The 18,853-nt window shown below is 45.0% G+C and carries 19 protein-coding genes; 13 read left to right on the top strand and 6 right to left on the bottom strand.

What is annotated here, in order from left to right; translation table 11 throughout:
- Window positions 1-64 precede the first annotated feature (64 nt).
- Window positions 65-754 carry a CDGSH iron-sulfur domain-containing protein gene (locus C825_RS19240; protein ID WP_007653120.1) on the top strand — a complete coding sequence of 230 codons (690 nt, stop codon included), beginning with the start codon at window positions 65-67 and terminating at the stop codon, window positions 752-754.
- Between the two features lie 106 nt (window positions 755-860).
- Here C825_RS19240 and C825_RS19235 read toward each other — a convergent pair whose 3' ends face one another.
- From C825_RS19235 to C825_RS19225, 3 genes are all read right to left on the bottom strand, one after another.
- Window positions 861-1,268: a pyridoxamine 5'-phosphate oxidase family protein gene (locus C825_RS19235; RefSeq protein WP_010803723.1), complete on the bottom strand. Its 408-nt coding sequence runs from the start codon at window positions 1,266-1,268 to the stop codon at window positions 861-863.
- A gap of 74 nt (window positions 1,269-1,342) precedes the next feature.
- Window positions 1,343-2,152 (bottom strand): AraC family transcriptional regulator, encoded by an 810-nt coding sequence (locus C825_RS19230; protein WP_010803722.1) that lies wholly within the window; start codon window positions 2,150-2,152, stop codon window positions 1,343-1,345.
- Between the two features lie 36 nt (window positions 2,153-2,188).
- Window positions 2,189-2,464, bottom strand: a complete 276-nt coding sequence (locus C825_RS19225; protein WP_010803721.1) for a zinc ribbon domain-containing protein — start codon at window positions 2,462-2,464, stop codon at window positions 2,189-2,191.
- Window positions 2,465-2,563: 99 nt separating this feature from the next.
- Here C825_RS19225 and C825_RS19220 point away from each other — a divergent pair, with 99 nt between their 5' ends.
- Together C825_RS19220 and C825_RS19215 are read left to right on the top strand one after the other, a co-directional pair.
- Window positions 2,564-3,499: a sugar phosphate isomerase/epimerase family protein gene (locus C825_RS19220; RefSeq protein WP_007653129.1), complete on the top strand. Its 936-nt coding sequence runs from the start codon at window positions 2,564-2,566 to the stop codon at window positions 3,497-3,499.
- Window positions 3,500-3,528: 29 nt separating this feature from the next.
- Window positions 3,529-3,723: a hypothetical protein gene (locus tag C825_RS19215; RefSeq protein WP_010803720.1), complete on the top strand. Its 195-nt coding sequence runs from the start codon at window positions 3,529-3,531 to the stop codon at window positions 3,721-3,723.
- A gap of 378 nt (window positions 3,724-4,101) precedes the next feature.
- Here the strand turns inward: C825_RS19215 and C825_RS19210 are convergent, their stop codons facing one another.
- A complete protein-coding gene (locus C825_RS19210; protein ID WP_010803719.1) occupies window positions 4,102-5,223 on the bottom strand; it encodes a Card1-like endonuclease domain-containing protein in 1,122 nt (373 codons plus the stop codon).
- A gap of 96 nt (window positions 5,224-5,319) precedes the next feature.
- Here C825_RS19210 and C825_RS19205 point away from each other — a divergent pair, with 96 nt between their 5' ends.
- From C825_RS19205 to C825_RS19185, 5 genes are all read left to right on the top strand, one after another.
- Window positions 5,320-6,588 (top strand): hemolysin family protein, encoded by a 1,269-nt coding sequence (locus C825_RS19205; RefSeq protein WP_007653132.1) that lies wholly within the window; start codon window positions 5,320-5,322, stop codon window positions 6,586-6,588.
- A 24-nt stretch (window positions 6,589-6,612) separates the two neighbouring features.
- The gene (locus C825_RS19200) at window positions 6,613-7,191 is read left to right on the top strand and encodes a Crp/Fnr family transcriptional regulator (RefSeq protein WP_010803718.1); all 579 of its coding nucleotides are present in this window, start codon (window positions 6,613-6,615) and stop codon (window positions 7,189-7,191) included.
- A gap of 77 nt (window positions 7,192-7,268) precedes the next feature.
- A complete protein-coding gene (locus tag C825_RS19195) occupies window positions 7,269-7,484 on the top strand; it encodes a hypothetical protein (RefSeq protein ID WP_007653141.1) in 216 nt (71 codons plus the stop codon).
- On the top strand, window positions 7,484-7,657 hold the full coding sequence (locus C825_RS19190) for a PLDc N-terminal domain-containing protein (protein ID WP_007653142.1): 174 nt from the start codon (window positions 7,484-7,486) through the stop codon (window positions 7,655-7,657). Before C825_RS19195 ends, C825_RS19190 begins: the two co-directional genes overlap by 1 nt.
- A gap of 7 nt (window positions 7,658-7,664) precedes the next feature.
- Window positions 7,665-8,507 (top strand): SecDF P1 head subdomain-containing protein, encoded by an 843-nt coding sequence (locus C825_RS19185; protein ID WP_010803717.1) that lies wholly within the window; start codon window positions 7,665-7,667, stop codon window positions 8,505-8,507.
- Between the two features lie 156 nt (window positions 8,508-8,663).
- Here C825_RS19185 and C825_RS19180 read toward each other — a convergent pair whose 3' ends face one another.
- Window positions 8,664-9,350 (bottom strand): potassium channel family protein, encoded by a 687-nt coding sequence (locus C825_RS19180; protein WP_007653146.1) that lies wholly within the window; start codon window positions 9,348-9,350, stop codon window positions 8,664-8,666.
- Window positions 9,351-9,363: 13 nt separating this feature from the next.
- Window positions 9,364-11,187 (bottom strand): TrkH family potassium uptake protein, encoded by a 1,824-nt coding sequence (locus tag C825_RS19175; protein ID WP_007653148.1) that lies wholly within the window; start codon window positions 11,185-11,187, stop codon window positions 9,364-9,366.
- A gap of 268 nt (window positions 11,188-11,455) precedes the next feature.
- On the opposite strand from C825_RS19175, the gene C825_RS19170 reads away from it, so the two are divergent.
- The 5 genes from C825_RS19170 (at window position 11,456) to C825_RS19150 (ending at window position 18,658) form a co-directional block, all read left to right on the top strand.
- A complete protein-coding gene (locus tag C825_RS19170) occupies window positions 11,456-12,196 on the top strand; it encodes an NUDIX hydrolase (protein ID WP_007653150.1) in 741 nt (246 codons plus the stop codon).
- A gap of 11 nt (window positions 12,197-12,207) precedes the next feature.
- Window positions 12,208-13,713, top strand: a complete 1,506-nt coding sequence (locus C825_RS19165; RefSeq protein ID WP_010803715.1) for a xylulokinase — start codon at window positions 12,208-12,210, stop codon at window positions 13,711-13,713.
- Between the two features lie 26 nt (window positions 13,714-13,739).
- Window positions 13,740-15,068: a xylose isomerase gene (gene xylA / locus C825_RS19160; protein ID WP_010803714.1), complete on the top strand. Its 1,329-nt coding sequence runs from the start codon at window positions 13,740-13,742 to the stop codon at window positions 15,066-15,068.
- 126 nt (window positions 15,069-15,194) lie between these two features.
- Entirely contained in the window at window positions 15,195-16,742 is a 1,548-nt protein-coding gene (gene xylE, locus C825_RS19155; RefSeq protein WP_007653153.1) for a D-xylose transporter XylE, read from the top strand.
- A 92-nt stretch (window positions 16,743-16,834) separates the two neighbouring features.
- Entirely contained in the window at window positions 16,835-18,658 is a 1,824-nt protein-coding gene (locus C825_RS19150) for a helix-turn-helix domain-containing protein (RefSeq protein ID WP_010803713.1), read from the top strand.
- Window positions 18,659-18,853: the final 195 nt, after the last annotated feature.

The following is an 18,853-nucleotide window of genomic DNA, read 5'->3' as shown; positions in this document are numbered from 1 at the left end:
GCCTAAACAAACCCATTTGCCGGTTGTTTATTAAATAGTACATAAAATTAAAACAACTTAGGTAATGGATGCTAATAGTGAAAAGAAAATCAAGGTTCTTCCCAATGGACCTTATGAAGTGATCGGGGATATTCCCCTGAACCAATTGCGTTATGTAAACGACCGTAAAGGCGCTTCCACCGGTTATAAGGAAATACAGAAGTATGCTCCGGAAGGCGTATATCATCTGTGCCGTTGTGGCGGTTCGCATAACAAACCGTTCTGCGACGGGACGCATAAGAAAAACGGCTTTAAAGGAGATACGACCGCCAGCCATGACACATACGATGAAATGTCTGTCCTCTACGAAGGGAAGGTGATCGATATGCTGGACGCCGAAAGCCTTTGCGCCGTGGCCCGTTTCTGTGATACCCACGGTACGTCCTGGGAACAAGTGGAAGAGGGCGACTCGGCCGAAACGATTGAAATCGTGAAACAGCAATGTGCCAACTGTCCCAGCGGACGTCTCACTGCCGTCACGAAAGACGGAAAACGTATCGAACCGGAACTGCCCGAAGGCATCAGTATCCTCGAAGACGTGGCTCTCAGCGTTCACGGCCCTATCTGGGTGAAAGGCGGCATCCCGATAGAAGATGAACACGGACGGGTTTATCCTGTCCGCAACCGTGTCACTTTGTGCCGTTGCGGTTTATCGCAGAATAAACCGTTCTGCGACGGAAAACACATGCGTAACCAGGGAGAACTGGACGATTAAAAAATAGCTGCCGACGTTTTTCCGAAAAGGATACATGCTTTTTACCAAGAGGGTGCATGCTTTTCGGAAAAACGTCGGCAGCAATCTTTCGACCGATACCTACCGGTTAAATTTTTCCTTTGATAAACTGATTGCCGATCCAGTACGTTGCCTGTTCAGCCGTGAACTTCAGAATGCAATACTCCGGATCGTCCACCCCTTTGGGAAAGTGTTCATAGAACCAATCCACCCAGAGGGCTTTCTTTTCTTCCACATCGCTTACCACTTCGATTGTGCCGGTCAGCGTAACACTGTCGTGTCCTTCGTAGAAAGCGACTCCGGCTTTCGGGTTTTTGATAAAATCTTTTGTCTTCTCCGAGCTTGTTCCCGTTGAGAACCAGATCGTATCGATCCCTTCCGTTTTAATCTTCGACAGGACGACCGGACGCGGACAACCCCGTTCGTTGATGGAGGCAAGGGTTAAGACTTCGCATTTATTTAGCAAATCGATTGCTTGTTGTTTGATTTTTTCCATGTTCTGATGTATTAATTTCGTTCGGCAAACATAAAGGAAACTTCCCGCTTCCTGTTGTAAAAAATCGACTTTCTTTATTCTATGTAAGTAAGCGGATCGTCTTCCGGTATCGGCAAAGCCATGAAAGCGGAGGGGTTACTCCCCGATAACTTCCTGAATTCCTTGATGAAATGGGACGGATCGTAATAGCCGCAGTCGATAGCCAATTGCTGCATATCTTCCCCCTTCATCTGTCTTAATACGCGGGTTGCATACCGGAACTTGGTGATTCTGCTGAACTCTTTGGGAGTATAGCCGGTGATGTGTTTGAACTTGCGCTCGAAATGCCGTTGGCCGATGTACAATTTGTCCGTCAATTGCTGTATGGGCAGCATCCCGTTTGCCCGGACGATCAGATCGGTAGCCCGGATGATCTGCGGGTCTACCGGCTGGAGTCCCGGCAGACGGGCGATAAGATGTCTATCTATTATATGTATGCGTTCCTGTAAAGACTCCTTTTCGCACAACATTTCTGCAAAATGATCGTCGAACAGGACATTCAACTCGGATGCATTGACCCTCGTGTCGGTAAACTCGCCTAAAGGCATCCGGGCAAAAGCCGCCAGTCCGCAGGGGGAGAAGCGGACACCCATCATATGAAGGCGGGTAGAGCGGGTCACCAGCTCCGAGTAAACCCGCATCGGACCGACAAAATAGAAACGGTAAGGCTGCATCAGCATCTCTCCGTTCAGGGGTTGCGACGGTTCCCCGATAGAAAAGATAAAGTCTGTGCAGCCGTCGGGTAGTATCTTATAGTGCATATCGTATTCGGTTTCACCCTTGAACTCCCAGTATTTGTCAATATAGGGGGCAAGCAGTTGGCATGGAGGATATTCCTGATACATAACGGTCTACACGGTTTTATAGGTTTCGCCGGATACTCAATCCTTTTTCCAGCGTTTCAGTTGGGGGAAATAATACTGCATTCCCGCCAGGGCTTCCTCTTTGGTGTAGCTTTCACCGTTTTCATGTTTGAAGGAGTCTGAATATTGGAGGCAAATCTGGATCATTTCTTCCATCGTTACATCCTGAGTGAATTTACCGTCTTTGAAACAGAAAGCACAATATTCGTTGTTCTTACTTCCGTCCTGGTTGGTTCCATAATCCGTATCAGAAACTAGCGGCATACCGCAACTTTGGCAATAAATAGGGTCCATACTCTTAAATTTATTTATAAGATTCTTAAATTAGGACAAATATAGAATTATTTTTCAGATTTAAAATAATACCTTTGGAGACTTTAAATTTTATAGACCATGGTAAATAGAAGAAATTTCCTGAAAAGTGCTTCTTTTCTAACTCTTGGAGGGTTAGTAGCCGGAAAGGCAGAAGCGTTACAGGCAGCCACTCCCGTTCGTACGGAAACGACAGCCAAAAAAAGTATCGGTTTGCAGATTTATTCTTTAGGAGGCGAGTTAACCAAAGATGTTCCTGCCGGAATGAAACAACTTAAACAGATGGGTTATTCTACCCTTGAACTGGCAGGTTACAATAATGGCAAGATCAATGGTGTCGATATGATGGAATTCAAGAAGATGGCAGAAGATGCCGGATTGAAGATCACCAGTTCCCATGTGAATCCTCCGACAGGCGAGTACACGCCGGATACCCGCAATACAATTATGGAATATTGGAAAAAGACGGCAGACGATCATGCCAAGTTAGGTGTGAAATATCTGGTTCAGCCCGGACAACCACGCACCCGTAGTGTGGAAGAGGTTGCTTATGTTTGCGATGTATTCAATGAAGCTGGAAAGATTGTCAAAGCAGCTGGTATTCCGTTCGGTTATCATAATCATGATTTTGAGTTTGCCAAAGTTGTTCCGGGAGGTACGGGAGCTGTCTTTGGTCGCCATAATAAAGGCGAAAAAATCTATGATCTTTTTTTGAAAGACACGGATCCTGATCTGGTATTTTTTGAAATGGATGTGTACTGGACGGTGATCGGGCAGAATGATCCGGTGGAATATATGAAGAAATATCCGGATCGTATTAAACTGTTGCATATTAAAGATCGCGCCATTTTGGGACAATCCGGCTTCATGAACTTTGAAATGATTTTCAAACAGGCGTATCAGATTGGAGTGAAAGAATATTACGTGGAACTGGAAGGTATGCCGGATGGTCGTACCCAGTTTGCTGGGGTGAAAGGCTGTGCTGATTATCTGTTGAAAGCAAAGTTTGTAAAGTAAGTAAAGTCTTAATTATATATAAGGTACGCATGAAAGCCAGTCTGTTACAGGACTGGCTTTTTTGTCGGGATATAACTTCGGTCATCTGCCCGTTTGTTAAGGACTACCCGGCAGTCAGTGCCGTAAACCCTTTAGATGCTTCTCTTTTTATCATATTCCTTATTCGTATCACAGCTGTGAAACAGAGGAAATCCAACTGTGATACAAACGGAATCCATCTGTGAAACAAAAGGAACACAGTTGTGATATGCAATAGGAGTGTGGTGTGGAAAAATTCCCCATTTCCCCATTGATTCCCCACCACACTTCTGCGGTAGAGTAAAATTGGAAATGTCGTAAAATGATCTTTTATTATCTGACAACTAGTTTGTTAGTGATTGTTTTTCTATTCCTCGCTGTTTTTGGCACGTCATTTGCAGTGTAAGTAGGTGTTAGGGAAACAAACAAGTTTCCTTCTATGAATATGATGATGAAGTTTAGAATTTAGAATAAGTGTAAGTATCTATCTCCCGATATTGTTTTCTAATATGTATTAGATTAGCAAAAACTTATCGATTGATAAAAGCCGTTCCGCCTGAGAAGGTAGAACGGCTTCTTTTATTTTATAGTTGCAGGGAGTTGGATAACTTTTCAAGCCATGCAGGCAGCATGTTCAGGTGGTTGATGCGCTCTTCTATATAAGAAGGGGCGAACAGGTTTATTTGTAAATCCTTGCATTTCTCCCGCAGGTTGTCTTCTACCGGGTAATAACTGGCTAAAACGGCTAAAGAAATATCTCCGCCATATGTTTCGCGCACCGCATCAATCTTATAAATATCATTTTGGGTGACCTGTCCTGATTTACATTCGATAAAGATTAGTTTCTGTTGGTTGTTCAGCAGTACATCTACTTCATTCTTTGTCCTTGGATTGTTTCCCTCTGTCTGAAACAGGACGCTTTGCCATACCTCTGGGCTGTTGGGACGTTTTTGGCTCCATGATCTGACTGTATGTGCTACCAGTGTTTCCCACCAGCGTCCTTTGAAAAACAGCATGCAGGCGTTCGGTGTCGTTAGCCTGAGCAACACACGGTTCTGTTGGGCAACAAGAAAAGTACCTTGCCTCTGTTTGAAACGTAGTCCGTTTTTAAAAACACGTGATGCCGGAAGGCGTGACAGCTCCCTGTTACAGAAGATGTTGAAGAACTTCTGTATCATGGTGTGCTCTTTCGGATATTGTTCGATGAACTGTTTGATCAGGCCGGAAGCCTGCACGTCAGTATCACTCAAGTGTTTGGCGTCCTGATATTCTGTCAGGATATTTCCGCTCAGTCCCAGTATCTCCTTGTTATCCAGTTGGCTTTGCATCGGGTATTTCTCAAAGCTGTCCAGTCGGATCAGTTCGCCTAATTGTGACAGATAAAAAGCTGGGACGCTGTATTCTTTTGCGATGGTGAAAGCTGCGAATGCCATTACTTTGGTACCTTCCGACAGGTTGTAGGCAAATTCGGCGGAAGGATACGTTTGGTGTATTTTGCGGCAAACGTTACGGACATGTTCTCCGTCGTATGGTTCGGTCCGGTATAATGTCCGGCGAATGCCGTCAGGAAGGAGCGGAAATAGGGGAGCTGCCACCTCTTTTGTTTCATTCGTGCAAAGCAAATGCACATGGTCGGGGCCGAATTCTTTGATTCCGTGATAAACGGAGGTTATATCTTTGCCAAGTAATATGATCTGATGTTTCATGTTTTAAATCATGTATTAATTAAGGTTCTAAATGTAGTATTAATTTCGATATAATTCATATCTTCGTTGCCTAATCAATCGCTGTATATATAGCAAATGGAAATTTTTATTATTATCGGCCTTATCTTGTTGAACGGAATTTTGTCTATGTCTGAAATTGCTCTGGTGTCTGCCCGCAAGGCCCGGCTGGAACTGGATGCAAAAAGAGGTAATAAATCAGCGCAAACAGCCTTGAAGCTGGCTGGAGAACCCGACCGGTTTTTATCAACTATCCAGATCGGAATTACGCTAATCGGCATCCTGACCGGTTTGTATTCAGGAGAGGCGTTTGCCTATAACCTGGCAGAAGTGGTGCGTCATGTGCCTGTGCTGGAGCCTTATGCATTGGGAGTATCTAAAACAATAATCGTTATAATTGTGACTTACCTGACTTTGATTATGGGTGAACTTGTTCCGAAGCGTATCGGTATGGGGTATGCCGAACGGGTTTCTATGTTGGTTGCTAAACCGATGTACTTTTTATCGAAGCTGGCTTTGCCTTTTGTCTGGTTATTGTCGAAGAGCACTTCCCTTGTTATAAAAATTACCGGAATTAAAGCAAACGAAGAAAATAAAGTAACGGAAGAGGAGATCAAGGCAATCGTCAAAGAAGGCTTTGACGGCGGTGAAGTGCAGGAAGTGGAACAGGATATCGTAGAACGTGTGTTCAACCTGGGAGACCGAAATGTCGGTTCGATCATGACACACCGGAGCGATCTGGTATGGCTGGATGTCACCGACAGTATCGAGAAGATCCGTGAAAAGGTACAGGAAAATCTGTTTAATATATATCCGGTAGCATCCGAGAAGTTTGATAATATCAAAGGTGTTGTTTATCTGAAAGACCTGTTCGGCCGGATTGACGAACCTGACTTTTCGTTGGAAGAGGTGATACGCCCCGCCCAATACCTTCCCGAGAACCAGAGTGTGTATAATGCTTTGGAACAGTTTAAGGAAGCACGTGTTAAATATGGTATTGTTACGGATGAATTTGGAGGAATCCAGGGTATTGTAACATTGAAAGATATTATGGAAGGGTTGATCGGACAGGTTCCGGAAGTGGGAGAGGAGGCCGAGATCGTGCAGCGTGCCGATGGTTCCTGGTTGGTCGACGGACAGTATAACTTCTATGACTTTCTGGAGTATTTCGATATGGAAGATCTGTATGCCGAACACGATTATAATACATTGAGTGGTCTGATCCTGGAAATTCTTGAACGCGTTCCGAAGACCGGTGAGACGCTGACCTGGCTGACCTTTGAATTTGAGATCGTAGATATGGACGGTGCACGTATTGATAAGGTGCTGGTGAAGAAGATCGATTGATAATCTTTGTACGAAGATTAAATAGTGGAAGGATTCAATACCTATATAGATCTGCTGGATTGTTCCGGGCTAACAGGCTTCTTCTATAAGAAGGGTGAAAAACGTATTCTCAAAAGAAAAGAGTTTTTTCTTCGTCAGAATGATAGTTCACTTTATGCAGGCTATGTTGAAAAAGGGGCCTTCCGCCTCACTCGTATTGGCGACAATGGTAAAGAGGCGGTGGTTGGATATTCGTTTGAGAAAGAATTTATTTGCGACTATTCCTCTTTTCTTAAAAGGACAACCTCTGTCGTTAATATTCAGGCTACAACAGAGAGTGTTGTATATGTCGTTTCGTTATCTGATTATTTGGAATATTTAAATACAGGACCAGAGGAACAACGTTTTAGGCATAAAGCAGCTGAGGCTTTGTTTGAAATGGTATATATGAGGTTGTTAGAAAGTTATTGCGACACTCCCGAACAGCGTTATGTCAAATTAATGCAGCGTTGTCCCAACCTGAAAGAGAAGGTTCCGCTAAAAGAAATTGCTTCTTTTCTGGGTGTAACCCCTGAAACCGTAAGCCATATACGAAAAAAACTGTCATACCCGGAAAAGTCTTGAAGCAATTCAAGGCTTTTCTTGTTTATAATGCCTAATATTGCATCTTCGAGGATGAGGAAATCAAATGATCTGTGGAGATGAAGACTTTAAATTACCTGTTGATACTTATAGCGATAGCTGCTATTGCTGTTAGTTTTATCGTTATTGAAACTGATAACAAACTGATAGCTTTATCGACAGCTTCCGTTTGTATAGCTGCTTTATTCGATAGAGGAATATATCGTATTCCCTTCTTGATAGTGGCCTTAATGTTATTAGCTGCGAGTTCTATGCATGCAGGTTATGCAATTTGATGAATATGGTTAATGGGTTGACTGTAATATTGTTAGTGCTGCTCTTGGATATAGCTGTGATCTGGAGTGTAATTCATTCTGTCCGGCAGCAGAAGTATAAATTGCTGTATATCCTGATTATCCTTCTTATTCCTATATTGGGAGTTGCAATTTATTATTTAATTAAAAAGTAGTATTAATATGAAAGCATCTAAACTTATTATGTTGCTCCTTGCCTTGCATTGTATATCATATTGTAACGCACAAACGATAGAAAGAGAAAATGGCTGGTATTATATAATGGAAGGGAGGAAAGACAGTATCTCGAAAGAATCAATTATAACAGTCAAAGATTTTGCCTTTCTAAGATTGGATTCTTTCTCATACTCGGATAATAGAATGATGTATATGATTGTAGGGACTATAAACCAATCCCTAGTGAGTCGATGGGCAGACGCTACGGAAAGATCTATCGGCAAACGAATTTGTTTTGTTTTTGACAATAAAGTTATCACAGATCCGCAGGTAAATGCACGGATAGAAAGTGGTACTTTCTCTATTTCTACTTATAAAGGGTATGATCTGAAAACTATGTTTCGGCGAATCAGGGAAGAAATGGATGTAGAAGAGGAAAGAATTCACTGTTTGGAAAAAGGCGACTTAACCGATATCTTTGGATATAAGAAACTGGAAAGAGCTTTATTTGAGGAATTACAAAAGCCAAACTTTAGTAGTTGTGCCGAAGATTATATGAAATCTGAAGCATATCTGAATTATAAGACTTTCATTGGTAAAAATCCGGACTATATTGAGAGGCTGTTTCAAAGTTTTCTGTTCAAAAGTAGTCCTCAAGGATTGTATGGTTATTTGATAGACGACATAATAAAAGAGAAATATCCCGATGCTCCAAGTATCAGAGGGAATTTTAGAGAAGGGACAGGCAGCAAAGATTATGATATACTGACCTTAGAAGATTATCAAAAAACAATCAGGAAATTAATGGATATTGAGAGAAGCAAGAACAAAAGCGAGCTATCCCGTTAGGGCTTCAGCCGGACCGGCAAAACTCTTATGCGAAGCTGGTTTGAAAAGCTCCCTTCTTTTGTAATCAAAATAAGGGACTTTTGTATTCAAAACATATATGTTTTAATGACGAAACATATATGCTTTGAAAAAGCCTTCAGTATAGTTTTTTTCCCCTTACAATTCTTTGATCTTATGGAGCACCTCCATTTTTCCGAAGAGGATCAGCTTGTCATTGGCTTCCAGCACCAGATCATCGGTCAGTGGGTCGACCACATAGTATTCTGTTTGTTTCAATCCGATCAGGTTTCGTACTTCTTTGGCTCGTTCTACTCCGACCAGGCGGATACCGAAGTTCGTTTGGAAGTCGATCGTCTTTAGCGTCTGTCCGACTAAAGCTCCCGGTGTCTTTATTTTATACAAATGATGTGTTTCCGTTACCTGATACCAACGCTGGAACAGGTCGCCCAGTAAACTCTGGGAGGCATAGGTTGCTGCATAATCCTGTTCCGGACGAATGATTTCCGATACACCGATCGAGCGGATCACCGTTTCATGAATGGGAGAGATCGAACGGACGATCAACCTGCTTGCATCCAGGCTCTTCAATAAGGCGACAGTCTGTACCGACGTTCCGAAATTCTTGCCATAAGTAACGAAGATGGCATCCATTTCGCTCAACGGCAGTGTATTTAGTGCATCCCTGTCAGTCGTATCGAGGCTGACGGAGCCGGAGATCGTTTGTTTTACGGCCTCCACTTTATGCAGGTTCAGATCGACACCTATCACTTCGTCGCCGATACGGGTGAGATTTTCCGCGATGGCGCGTCCCAGATTTCCTAATCCTATAACCAGAAATTTCATAAGGCATTACATATTACATTAATATATTTTCCTGGGGATATGTGTAATCCCTCTTTTTGTACTCTCTCATAAAGCTGACCATGAATGTCAGTACCCCGATACGTCCGATTAACATCGTACAGATGATAATCAACTTCCCGGCCATGGAAAGCATAGGGGTGAAGTTCAGGCTCGATCCCACCGTACTCAAAGCCGAAACAACTTCGAATGTAAGTGTAAACACCGGTGTCCCTTCTTCCGTATAAGACAATATCCAGACAGCCAGCGAGGCAAAGATAAAATAGAAGACAATCGTTGCGAAAGCCCGGCGGATAGTGGCGGGAGATATCTCGCGTTTACGAACTTCAACCTTTTCCTTTTCACGGGAAACATTCAATGCTGTGGCAATAGCTACAAAAACGGTCGTTACTTTTAAACCGCCACCGGTCGACATCGGAGCCGCCCCGATAACCATCAGGATAAGGGTCAGCATCAGTGTTACCGGACGAAGCGCATCCATATTTGCCACGGTGAAACCGGCCGTTCGGGGTGTCACGGCACCGAGCAGCGAATCAGCCAGCTTCCCTTTCAGAGGCAGGTCGGCCAACGTATTATTCATCTCAAAGAGGAAATAAAAGAACATGCCTCCGACGATCAGGACCAGCGTACTTATTACTACTATATATGTATGGATATTGATGATACGGGGTGTATGGATATAATGTTTCTGTTGTCCGATAGCTATCATAAAAGTGTTAACGATGAAATGCCTTAGCAATTTCAGATAATTGAAAACGATCGGGAATCCCAGGCCACCGAAGATAATTAATAGGGAAATCCATACATGCAGATTGTAGTTGTGGGCCACTATCGGATCACACATATTGCCGCTCAGTGTGGAAATACCGGCATTACAGAAGGCGGAAACCGCATGGAAGATAGCGAAGAAGATGTTATCCTGCGTAGTGGCTCCCGGCAACACTCCTCTGATATCCATATATATAAAGTAGGCCCCGATTCCTTCGATAAAGAAAGTAACGAACAGAATATTCAGGATAACGCGGAACAACCCACCGATACGGTCTTCGTTCAGCATATCTTTCAGAACCAGTTTGCTGGTGAAAGAAGAATGCCCCATGAAAGAAAGGGCAAAGAAACTGGTAAAAGTCATTACTCCGATTCCGCCGATTTGTATCAGGATCATAATGATAACGTGCCCGATATGTGTAAAAGTAGTCGCTACGTCAACCGTAGTCAGTCCCGTTACACAGACAGAGGTCGTTGCCGTGAACAACGCATCGACAAAATGAATCGGGCGGGTTGTCGCGTTCGGCAGCATCAGCAATCCGGCTCCGATCAGGATCACAAATATGAAACTCAGCAGGAACAGCAGTGACGGCTTGATACGTGTTTGCATAAGCGTGAAAGTCTGCCGTGACAGATGGATCATACTGAGCAATAGCATCAGCGTATAGACAAACAACGGCTTCGACAGGAAATCGAGGTATGGCAGTGACTGCTGAATCACCTCTCTGAAAAATACCTTTGCCGACAAAACGGCAAACAGCAGGAAGTAAATGCCGATATCCAGATATAAGAGCTTTTCCTGTATGATCTCACCGAACCGGACGATGTAGCGTAGCGTGATACCGATAAAAAATGCCAGTAAAATATAAATACGGCTCAGATATAAATGGTGTATGGTTTCGCTTGTCTGCTGGAACCCGAACTGGTAGATCAGTACGAATAAGGAAGCGATAGATGCCAGAAGAATGAGGCCTTCCGCGAATATATTCAGGATGCCTTTCATGTTCGCCCAGTACATCCGGCATGTGAACTGTATATGTTTTATGTCCATTTTCAAGTATAATCTGTGGCAAAAGTATTAATAAAAGTAGTTGGAGGACAGAATAGTTCAGAAAGTTTAGATAAAGCATGTTAAAAAGAGAAAGATCAACGGTTTATCTCAATATTGTTTTGTTTACATTATGGGGAATAAATGTTATTGTATGAGGTAAGATAGTAAATTGTCAGATAAATAAGCTGTTATAAATATTGAAAAAATTATTCTGTGTGTTTTGTATATTGGATAAATGTTTATATTTGCAACTGTTTAACGTAATATTATGGAAACACATATGGAAAATAACAAGATGCTTTACTCGCATGTGTCTGTTGATTGCGTGCTGCTGGGCGTAAACGAAGATAAACTATGCGTGCTGCTTATAGAACGGCAAATGGACAATAGCGATGAGAAACGTTACAAGCTTCCCGGAAGTCTGATTTTTGAAAATGAAGATCTGGATACGGCAGCTCATCGTGTATTTAATGAGGCTACAGGTTTGAAACGCGTTCCTTTAAAACAATTCCGCAGTTTTGGCTCTCCCTCGCGTACAAAAAACAAAGATGATATGCAGTGGCTGGAAAACGCCATGAAGCTGAAGATCGAACGGATCGTAACCGTAGCTTATCTGGCATTGAGTAAGATCGGACGGAAGTCGAACCCGACCAATAAATATAATTCACTGGCCTGGTTTCCTGTCGATGCACTGCCTTCTTTGCCGTTCGACCATAAAGAAATCATCGAGGCCGCTGTGGAGGAAATACGTGAGTGGGTTGAAAAGGAACCATCCATCATTTTCGATTACCTGCCTTTGAAATTTACAGCCTATCAGTTGCGTCGTACGTACGAGATCATATATAATAAGGAAATGGATGTCCGTAACTTCCATAAGAAAATGGGGTCGCTGGAATATATCGTACAGACCGACGAGATCGAAACAGGAGTTGCCCACCGTGCCGCCCGCTATTATCGTTTCGACAAAGTGAAGTATAATAAGTTGCATTCGAAATTTAATAAGAATTAATCAGTAAAGATATGTATTTGTTAGGTTGTGACATAGGTAGTTCTTCTGTGAAGGCCTCGATTGTAGATGCCAGTTCGGGATTAACTATCGGGGCGGATTTCTATCCGAAAGAGGAAGCGCCTATTAAAGCTATAAAACCCGGTTGGGCGGAACAGGAACCGGATGATTGGTGGAAGTATCTGAAAGTAGCCATTAAAGGAGCGATTGCGAAAGCCGGTATTCAGGGAACCGATATCAAAGCGATCGGTATCTCTTACCAGATGCACGGACTTGTGCTGGTCGATAAGAAGATGGAAGTGCTGCGTCCTTCTATCATCTGGTGTGACAGCCGTGCCGTACCTTATGGAGACCGTGCGTTTAAAAATATAGGGGAGAAGCAATGCTTGTCCCACCTGTTGAATTCGCCGGGTAACTTTACCGCCTCCAAACTTGCCTGGGTAAAAGAGTTTGAACCGGAGTTATTCCGTTCCGTTCATAAGTTCATGCTGCCGGGTGATTTTATCGCCATGCGGATGACAGGGGATATCGTAACAACCGTATCCGGTTTGTCGGAAGGTATCTTCTGGGACTTTAAGAACGAACAGGTTTCTGAAGACCTGATGAACTATTTCGGATTCAGCAACGACCTGATACCTGAGATACGTCCGACATTCGGTTTGCAGGGGGAACTGCTCGGTTCCGTTGCAACAGAACTGGGGTTGAAGAAGGGGACACCTGTGACTTACCGTGCCGGTGACCAGCCAAACAATGCTTTGTCGCTGAACGTATTGAATCCGGGTGAGATTGCTGCAACTGGTGGTACTTCCGGTGTGGTGTATGGTGTAAACGGAAAAGTGAATTTCGATACCTTGTCGCGGGTAAATACCTTTGCCCATGTAAACCATTCTGCGGATCAGACAAGGTTGGGCGTATTACTTTGTATTAACGGGGTAGGCATTCTGAATTCCTGGGTGAAGAAGAATGTGGCGCCCGAAGGAATCAGTTATCCGGAGTTGAACGAACTGGCCGCCGGTATCCCTGTCGGATCGGAAGGACTGTCCATTCTGCCGTTTGGTAATGGTGCTGAACGTATGTTGCAGAATAAGCAGATCGATTGTTCGATACACGGCCTGAATTTTAATATTCATAGCAAAGCCCATATTACCCGTGCCGCACAGGAGGGCATCGTGTTCTCTTTCAAATACGGAATGGATATTATGAACGAGATGGGAATCGATATAGATGTAATCCGTGCCGGTAGTGCCAATATGTTCCTGAGCCCGGTCTTCCGTGATACTTTGTCGGGTGTGACCGGAACGGTGATCGAGCTGTTCGATACAAACGGTGCCGTAGGTGCTGCCAAGGGAGCCGGTATCGGTGCCAGTATCTATCAGTCGGCCGAGGAAGCATTTGCCTCCTTGAAGAAGATAGATGTGATTGAACCCGACGGCCTGAAGGCGGATAAATATTGTGCAGCTTACAGCATATGGAAAGAACGGCTGGATAAGCTGATGTGTGAGAATAACATACCAATGTAATATAAATCATTAAAACAATTAATTTCATGGACTTTTATAAAGGTGAAAAAGAATTCTTCCCGGGAATAGGAAAGATTCAGTTTGAAGGACGCGATTCAAAGAATCCGATGGCATTTCATTATTATGATGAAAACAAGGTGGTAATGGGTAAAACATTGAAAGACCATCTTCGTTTTGCGATGGCTTACTGGCATACATTATGTGCCGAAGGCGGTGACCAGTTTGGCGGAGGAACAAAATCATTCCCCTGGAATGCAGCTTCCGACCCGATCAGCCGTGCCAAATATAAGATGGATGCAGCTTTCGAATTCATGACTAAATGTAGCATTCCTTATTACTGTTTCCACGATGTGGATGTGGTGGACGAAGCTCCTACACTGGTTCAGTTTGAGAAAGACTTGCAGACAATGGTGGAACATGCCAAAGGCTTGCAACAGGCAACCGGAAAGAAACTGTTATGGTCTACCGCCAACGTATTCAGTAACAAACGTTATATGAACGGTGCTGCAACCAATCCTTACTTCCCTGCACTGGCTTGTGCCGGAACACAGATTAAGAATGCTATCGACGCTTGTATCGCTTTAGGTGGCGAGAACTATGTATTCTGGGGTGGTCGTGAAGGTTATATGACTTTGCTGAATACAGATATGAAACGTGAAAAAGACCATCTGGCTATGATGCTTACCATGGCACGTGACTATGGCCGCAAGAATGGTTTCAAAGGCACGTTCCTGATCGAACCGAAACCGATGGAACCGACAAAACATCAGTACGACGTAGACTCGGAAACAGTGATCGGCTTCCTGCGCCACTATGGCCTGGATAAAGATTTCGCTTTGAATATCGAGGTGAACCACGCTACGCTGGCCGGACATACATTCGAACACGAATTGCAGGCTGCTGTGGATGCCGGCATGTTGTGCAGTATCGATGCAAACCGCGGCGACTATCAGAATGGCTGGGATACCGACCAGTTCCCGATGGATATTTACGAACTGACTCAGGCATGGCTGGTCATCCTTCAGGGTGGCGGTCTGACAACCGGAGGAACAAACTTCGACGCAAAGACCCGTCGTAACTCGACAGACCTGGATGATATCTTCCTGGCTCATATCGGTGGTATGGATGCGTTTGCCCGTGCTCTGATGTGTGCAGCCGCTATTATAGAACAGTCTGATTACACCAAGATGCGTGCCGAACGTTATGCCAGCTTCGATGGTGGCGACGGTAAAGCCTTTGAAGACGGTAAACTTACCCTGGAAGACCTGCGTACGATCGCTCTCCGCGACGGAGAACCGAAACAGATCAGCGGTAAGCAGGAGTTATATGAGATGATTCTCAATTTATATATATAATTAGTTACAAGGAGTAACTCTTTCCCCTCTGGAGAGGGGATTAAGGGGTGTGTTAAATTTAGTCTTATAACTGGCATTAACACACCCCCTCTCCAGAGGGGAAAAGTTACTCTTAATCTGGTAAACATGAAAAACAACAACAGTTATATTTTTGGTATTACCCTCGTTGCTACCCTCGGAGGGTTATTATTCGGATATGACACGGCAGTTATCTCCGGAACAGTAGAATCACTACGGAAATTTTTTATTGAACCTTACGGGTTACCGCTCGACCAGGCCAATTCGCTGGAAGGGTTTGTTGTCAGCAGTGCGCTGATCGGTTGTATCCTGGGTGCCTCTTTTGCCGGGTGGGTCAGCCAGCGTTACGGACGTAAGCCGACGTTGATCGTGGCGTCTATTCTTTTCTTGCTTTCGGCTATCGGTTCGGCCTGGCCCGAATTCGGTCTGGGATTACCTGGAAGCGGAGATCATACTTACATGTATTTATTTGTGGCTTACCGTATTCTTGGCGGTATCGGGGTCGGTCTGGCTTCGATGGTTTCGCCGATGTACATTGCCGAGGTTGCCCCGGCAGACCGTCGTGGTAACCTGGTTTCGTGGAACCAGTTTGCAATCATCTTCGGTATGCTGGTCGTTTATTTTGTGAATTACACGATTGCGTTGCAGGGCGATGCTTCCTGGTTGCACACGGTTGGATGGAGATGGATGTTCGCTTCTGAAATTATTCCTGCCGTATTCTTCTTTACCCTGCTGATGTTTGTTCCTGAAACGCCCCGTTACCTGGTGATGCGCGGAAAGACGGAAAAGGCATTGACCATTCTCGACCGCCTGATGGGAAAAGACGAAGCGGCGAAAGAACTGGTCGACATAAAAGAAAGTTTCAAGGAAAAGGCGCCCTCCATGCGTCCTTACTTCCGTTTTATGGGAGCATGGCTCGTTTTATTCCTGTTGGCCTACGGAGCTTTGGAGTTGGCGGGAAATACAAGTGCCCTGGAGATTGCCTTGATCGGCAGTTTCTTCGTTTCGCTGGCGTTCCCGATTCGTTCCTACGGTGTACTTATTATTATGGTAGGTATCCTGTTGTCCGGATTCCAGCAGTTTGTCGGTATCAACGTAGTGCTTTATTATGCACCGGAGATATTTAAGACGATGGGAGCTGCTACCGATGCCGCTTTGTTGCAGCAGATTGTGGTAGGGGCCGTGAACCTGTCGTTCACTGTGCTGGCAATCTTTACGGTCGATAAGTTCGGCCGCCGTCCGTTGATGATTATCGGTGCGTTGGTGATGGCTGTTTCCATGATTATCCTGGGAACAACATTCTATACACACTCTGTCGGCATAGGCTCGTTGGTTTGTATGCTGGTGTATACAGCCGGTTTCGCTATGTCATGGGGACCTGTCTGCTGGGTGTTGCTGGCTGAGATATTCCCGAACTCGATCCGTTCGACGGTGATGAGTATTGCCGTTGCCGGACAGTGGATTGCCAACTTCCTCGTATCGTGGACTTTCCCGATGCTTGACAAGAACCAGTACCTGACGGAAACGTTTAATCACGGTGTCGCTTACTGGATTTACGGCCTGATGGGTATCTTGGCCGCTGCCTTTATCTGGAAATTCGTTCCCGAAACGAAAGGTAAGACATTGGAACAGATGGAACAATACTGGAAAAGGTAATAATAGAATGATTGATTTTCCGGCCTTCCATGTTTGTGCCTAACTAAAAAACCTTATATTTGCATTTCCAGTTAATCTTAAAAGAGAACGGAATGCATACAAGTAAAGCAATACATATACTAATTGGTATCGGCCTTTTACTTTCTGTTGCCCTCGGAGCAGCAGAGAGTAAGGCCGATACTCTTTTTCAGGATCATTTCGCTTCCGATCTGCGTTATATCCCTGAAATGCAGTCCCGTGCAGCCGACAGCATCTATCTTCCGGAAAACAACGAAACGAAAATCCCCGATCGCGATAGCCTCCTGGCTCTTTGTGCAAAAGTCGGCTACGAAGCGATAGCGGATCAGATGCAACGCTATTACGAAGAAGCCATCGACGGCATCCCCGAAGATGCCGACCGCCATGCTGAATTTCTTCGGATGCGCGAAACAGTCGAACGGATCGGAGGGAGCATTCTCCGGCGCGAACTGGAATACGGCGAAGCCATTGCCCTTCCTGACAACACACCTGAGAAGCGTAATAAGAAAGTAGCCACTTTCTACGCCCTTGTCGATAAATGTGTTGCCCGCAACGATCCCTCTATGGAAATGAGAGCGCTTATCTATATTTTCCGTAAACTGTATTTACATGAACAATATTACGCCGCTTTCCTCTGTGCCGAACGTATCGCCAAACGCCTGGAAGTGGTCGGCGGTGATATCGATCCCGCGGAAGAGAAAAACATCTGGTACGACCTGGGTCGTCTTTATTTCGACTTTCGCGATTACGAGAACGCTATCCCTTACTTGAAAGCGGCTTTGCAGGATACCCCTGTTCCCCGTTATTACAATCTCTATAATCTTCAGGCACGCAACGCACTGGGGCTTTATTACCGTAGTATCGGCGAACCGGATACTTCCGACTACTATTTTCGCTCCATGCTCGAATGTAAAGACCGTGTCAAGCTGCGTCCCATGTTCGACTGCATCGCCTTGAGCAACCTGGCCTCCAACTATCGCAAACGTGGTTTGTACCGCGAAGCGTTGGAACTGCACAAAGGCGCCTTACCCTTTTCGCAGGCGGAGGGCGATCATAGCTTTACCTCGGGTATCTATGTCGGGCTGGCGGATTGTTATCTGGAAACAGGCAAGCCCGATAGTTGCAAGGCCATGATCGACAGTGCCCTTTACCATATCGAACAATGGCACTGGGTGATGTCGTACCGTTCGTGCGACCTTTATCCGGTGATGGCTCGCTATTATGCCCGCATCGGCGACCGGGAGCGTTCGATCGCTTATATGGACTCGACTACGGTGGCAAACCGTCGGCAGGACGAAAAATACAGTGGACTTCTGGTTCTCCGTGCCAAACAGGAGTTGTTCGAGTCGGAGCGTGCCCGTAAGGAGGCGCAGCTCGTTACCTTCCGGCACGTTTCGGTCAGTATGGGTGTGACGGCGGGTATTATCTTTATCGCCCTGCTTATCATCTCCGTTCTTTACCGGAAAAAGCATCAGGCTTACCGCAGGCTGGTTGCCCGTAGCCGCGAATGGGCGGAGCAGGTCCCGGCTGTCGTGCCTCCGGCAGAGGCAGATGCTACCGACAGGACCCTGATGGAAAATCTCGGCCGCCTGACCGACGAAGAGCATATCTACCTCGACCCGGATCTCGATCTCGAAACCCTGTCGCAACGCATGGGTGTTCACCGTAACATGATCTCGAAAGCTGTAAATACCGTCCACGGCAAACCATTCTCCGCATATATCAACGAATGCCGCGTTCGTCAGGCCATCCTGCTGCTTTCCGATCCGGCCAACGACAACCTTTCGCTCGAAACCATCGCCTTCGACTCCGGCTTCTCCACCCGCCAAACCTTCTACCGCGCCTTCAAGGCACAAACAGGACTTAGCCCGGCTTCTTTCAGGAAGAATAGGGGGTAGGGAGGAAATTATTGTTTGATAAGTTTTTCAATAGCATCTATGAAAGACACTGCCTGAGGATACAGAAAATCAATATCTTCTGAAGTGTAGTTAACAAAATCTTCGTAGTCGCTGTTCTGCCGTTTATTGAAAATATCAGTATAAAACTTGCTTAATTCACGTGGTAACAGGCCTGGAAGTACAAATTCCTTACTC

Origin of the sequence: Parabacteroides sp. ASF519, assembly GCF_000364265.2 — a bacterium.
In the GTDB taxonomy this organism is placed as follows: Bacteria; Bacteroidota; Bacteroidia; order Bacteroidales; family Tannerellaceae; genus Parabacteroides; species Parabacteroides goldsteinii.
This window is presented reverse-complemented; position numbering and strand designations above follow the sequence as displayed.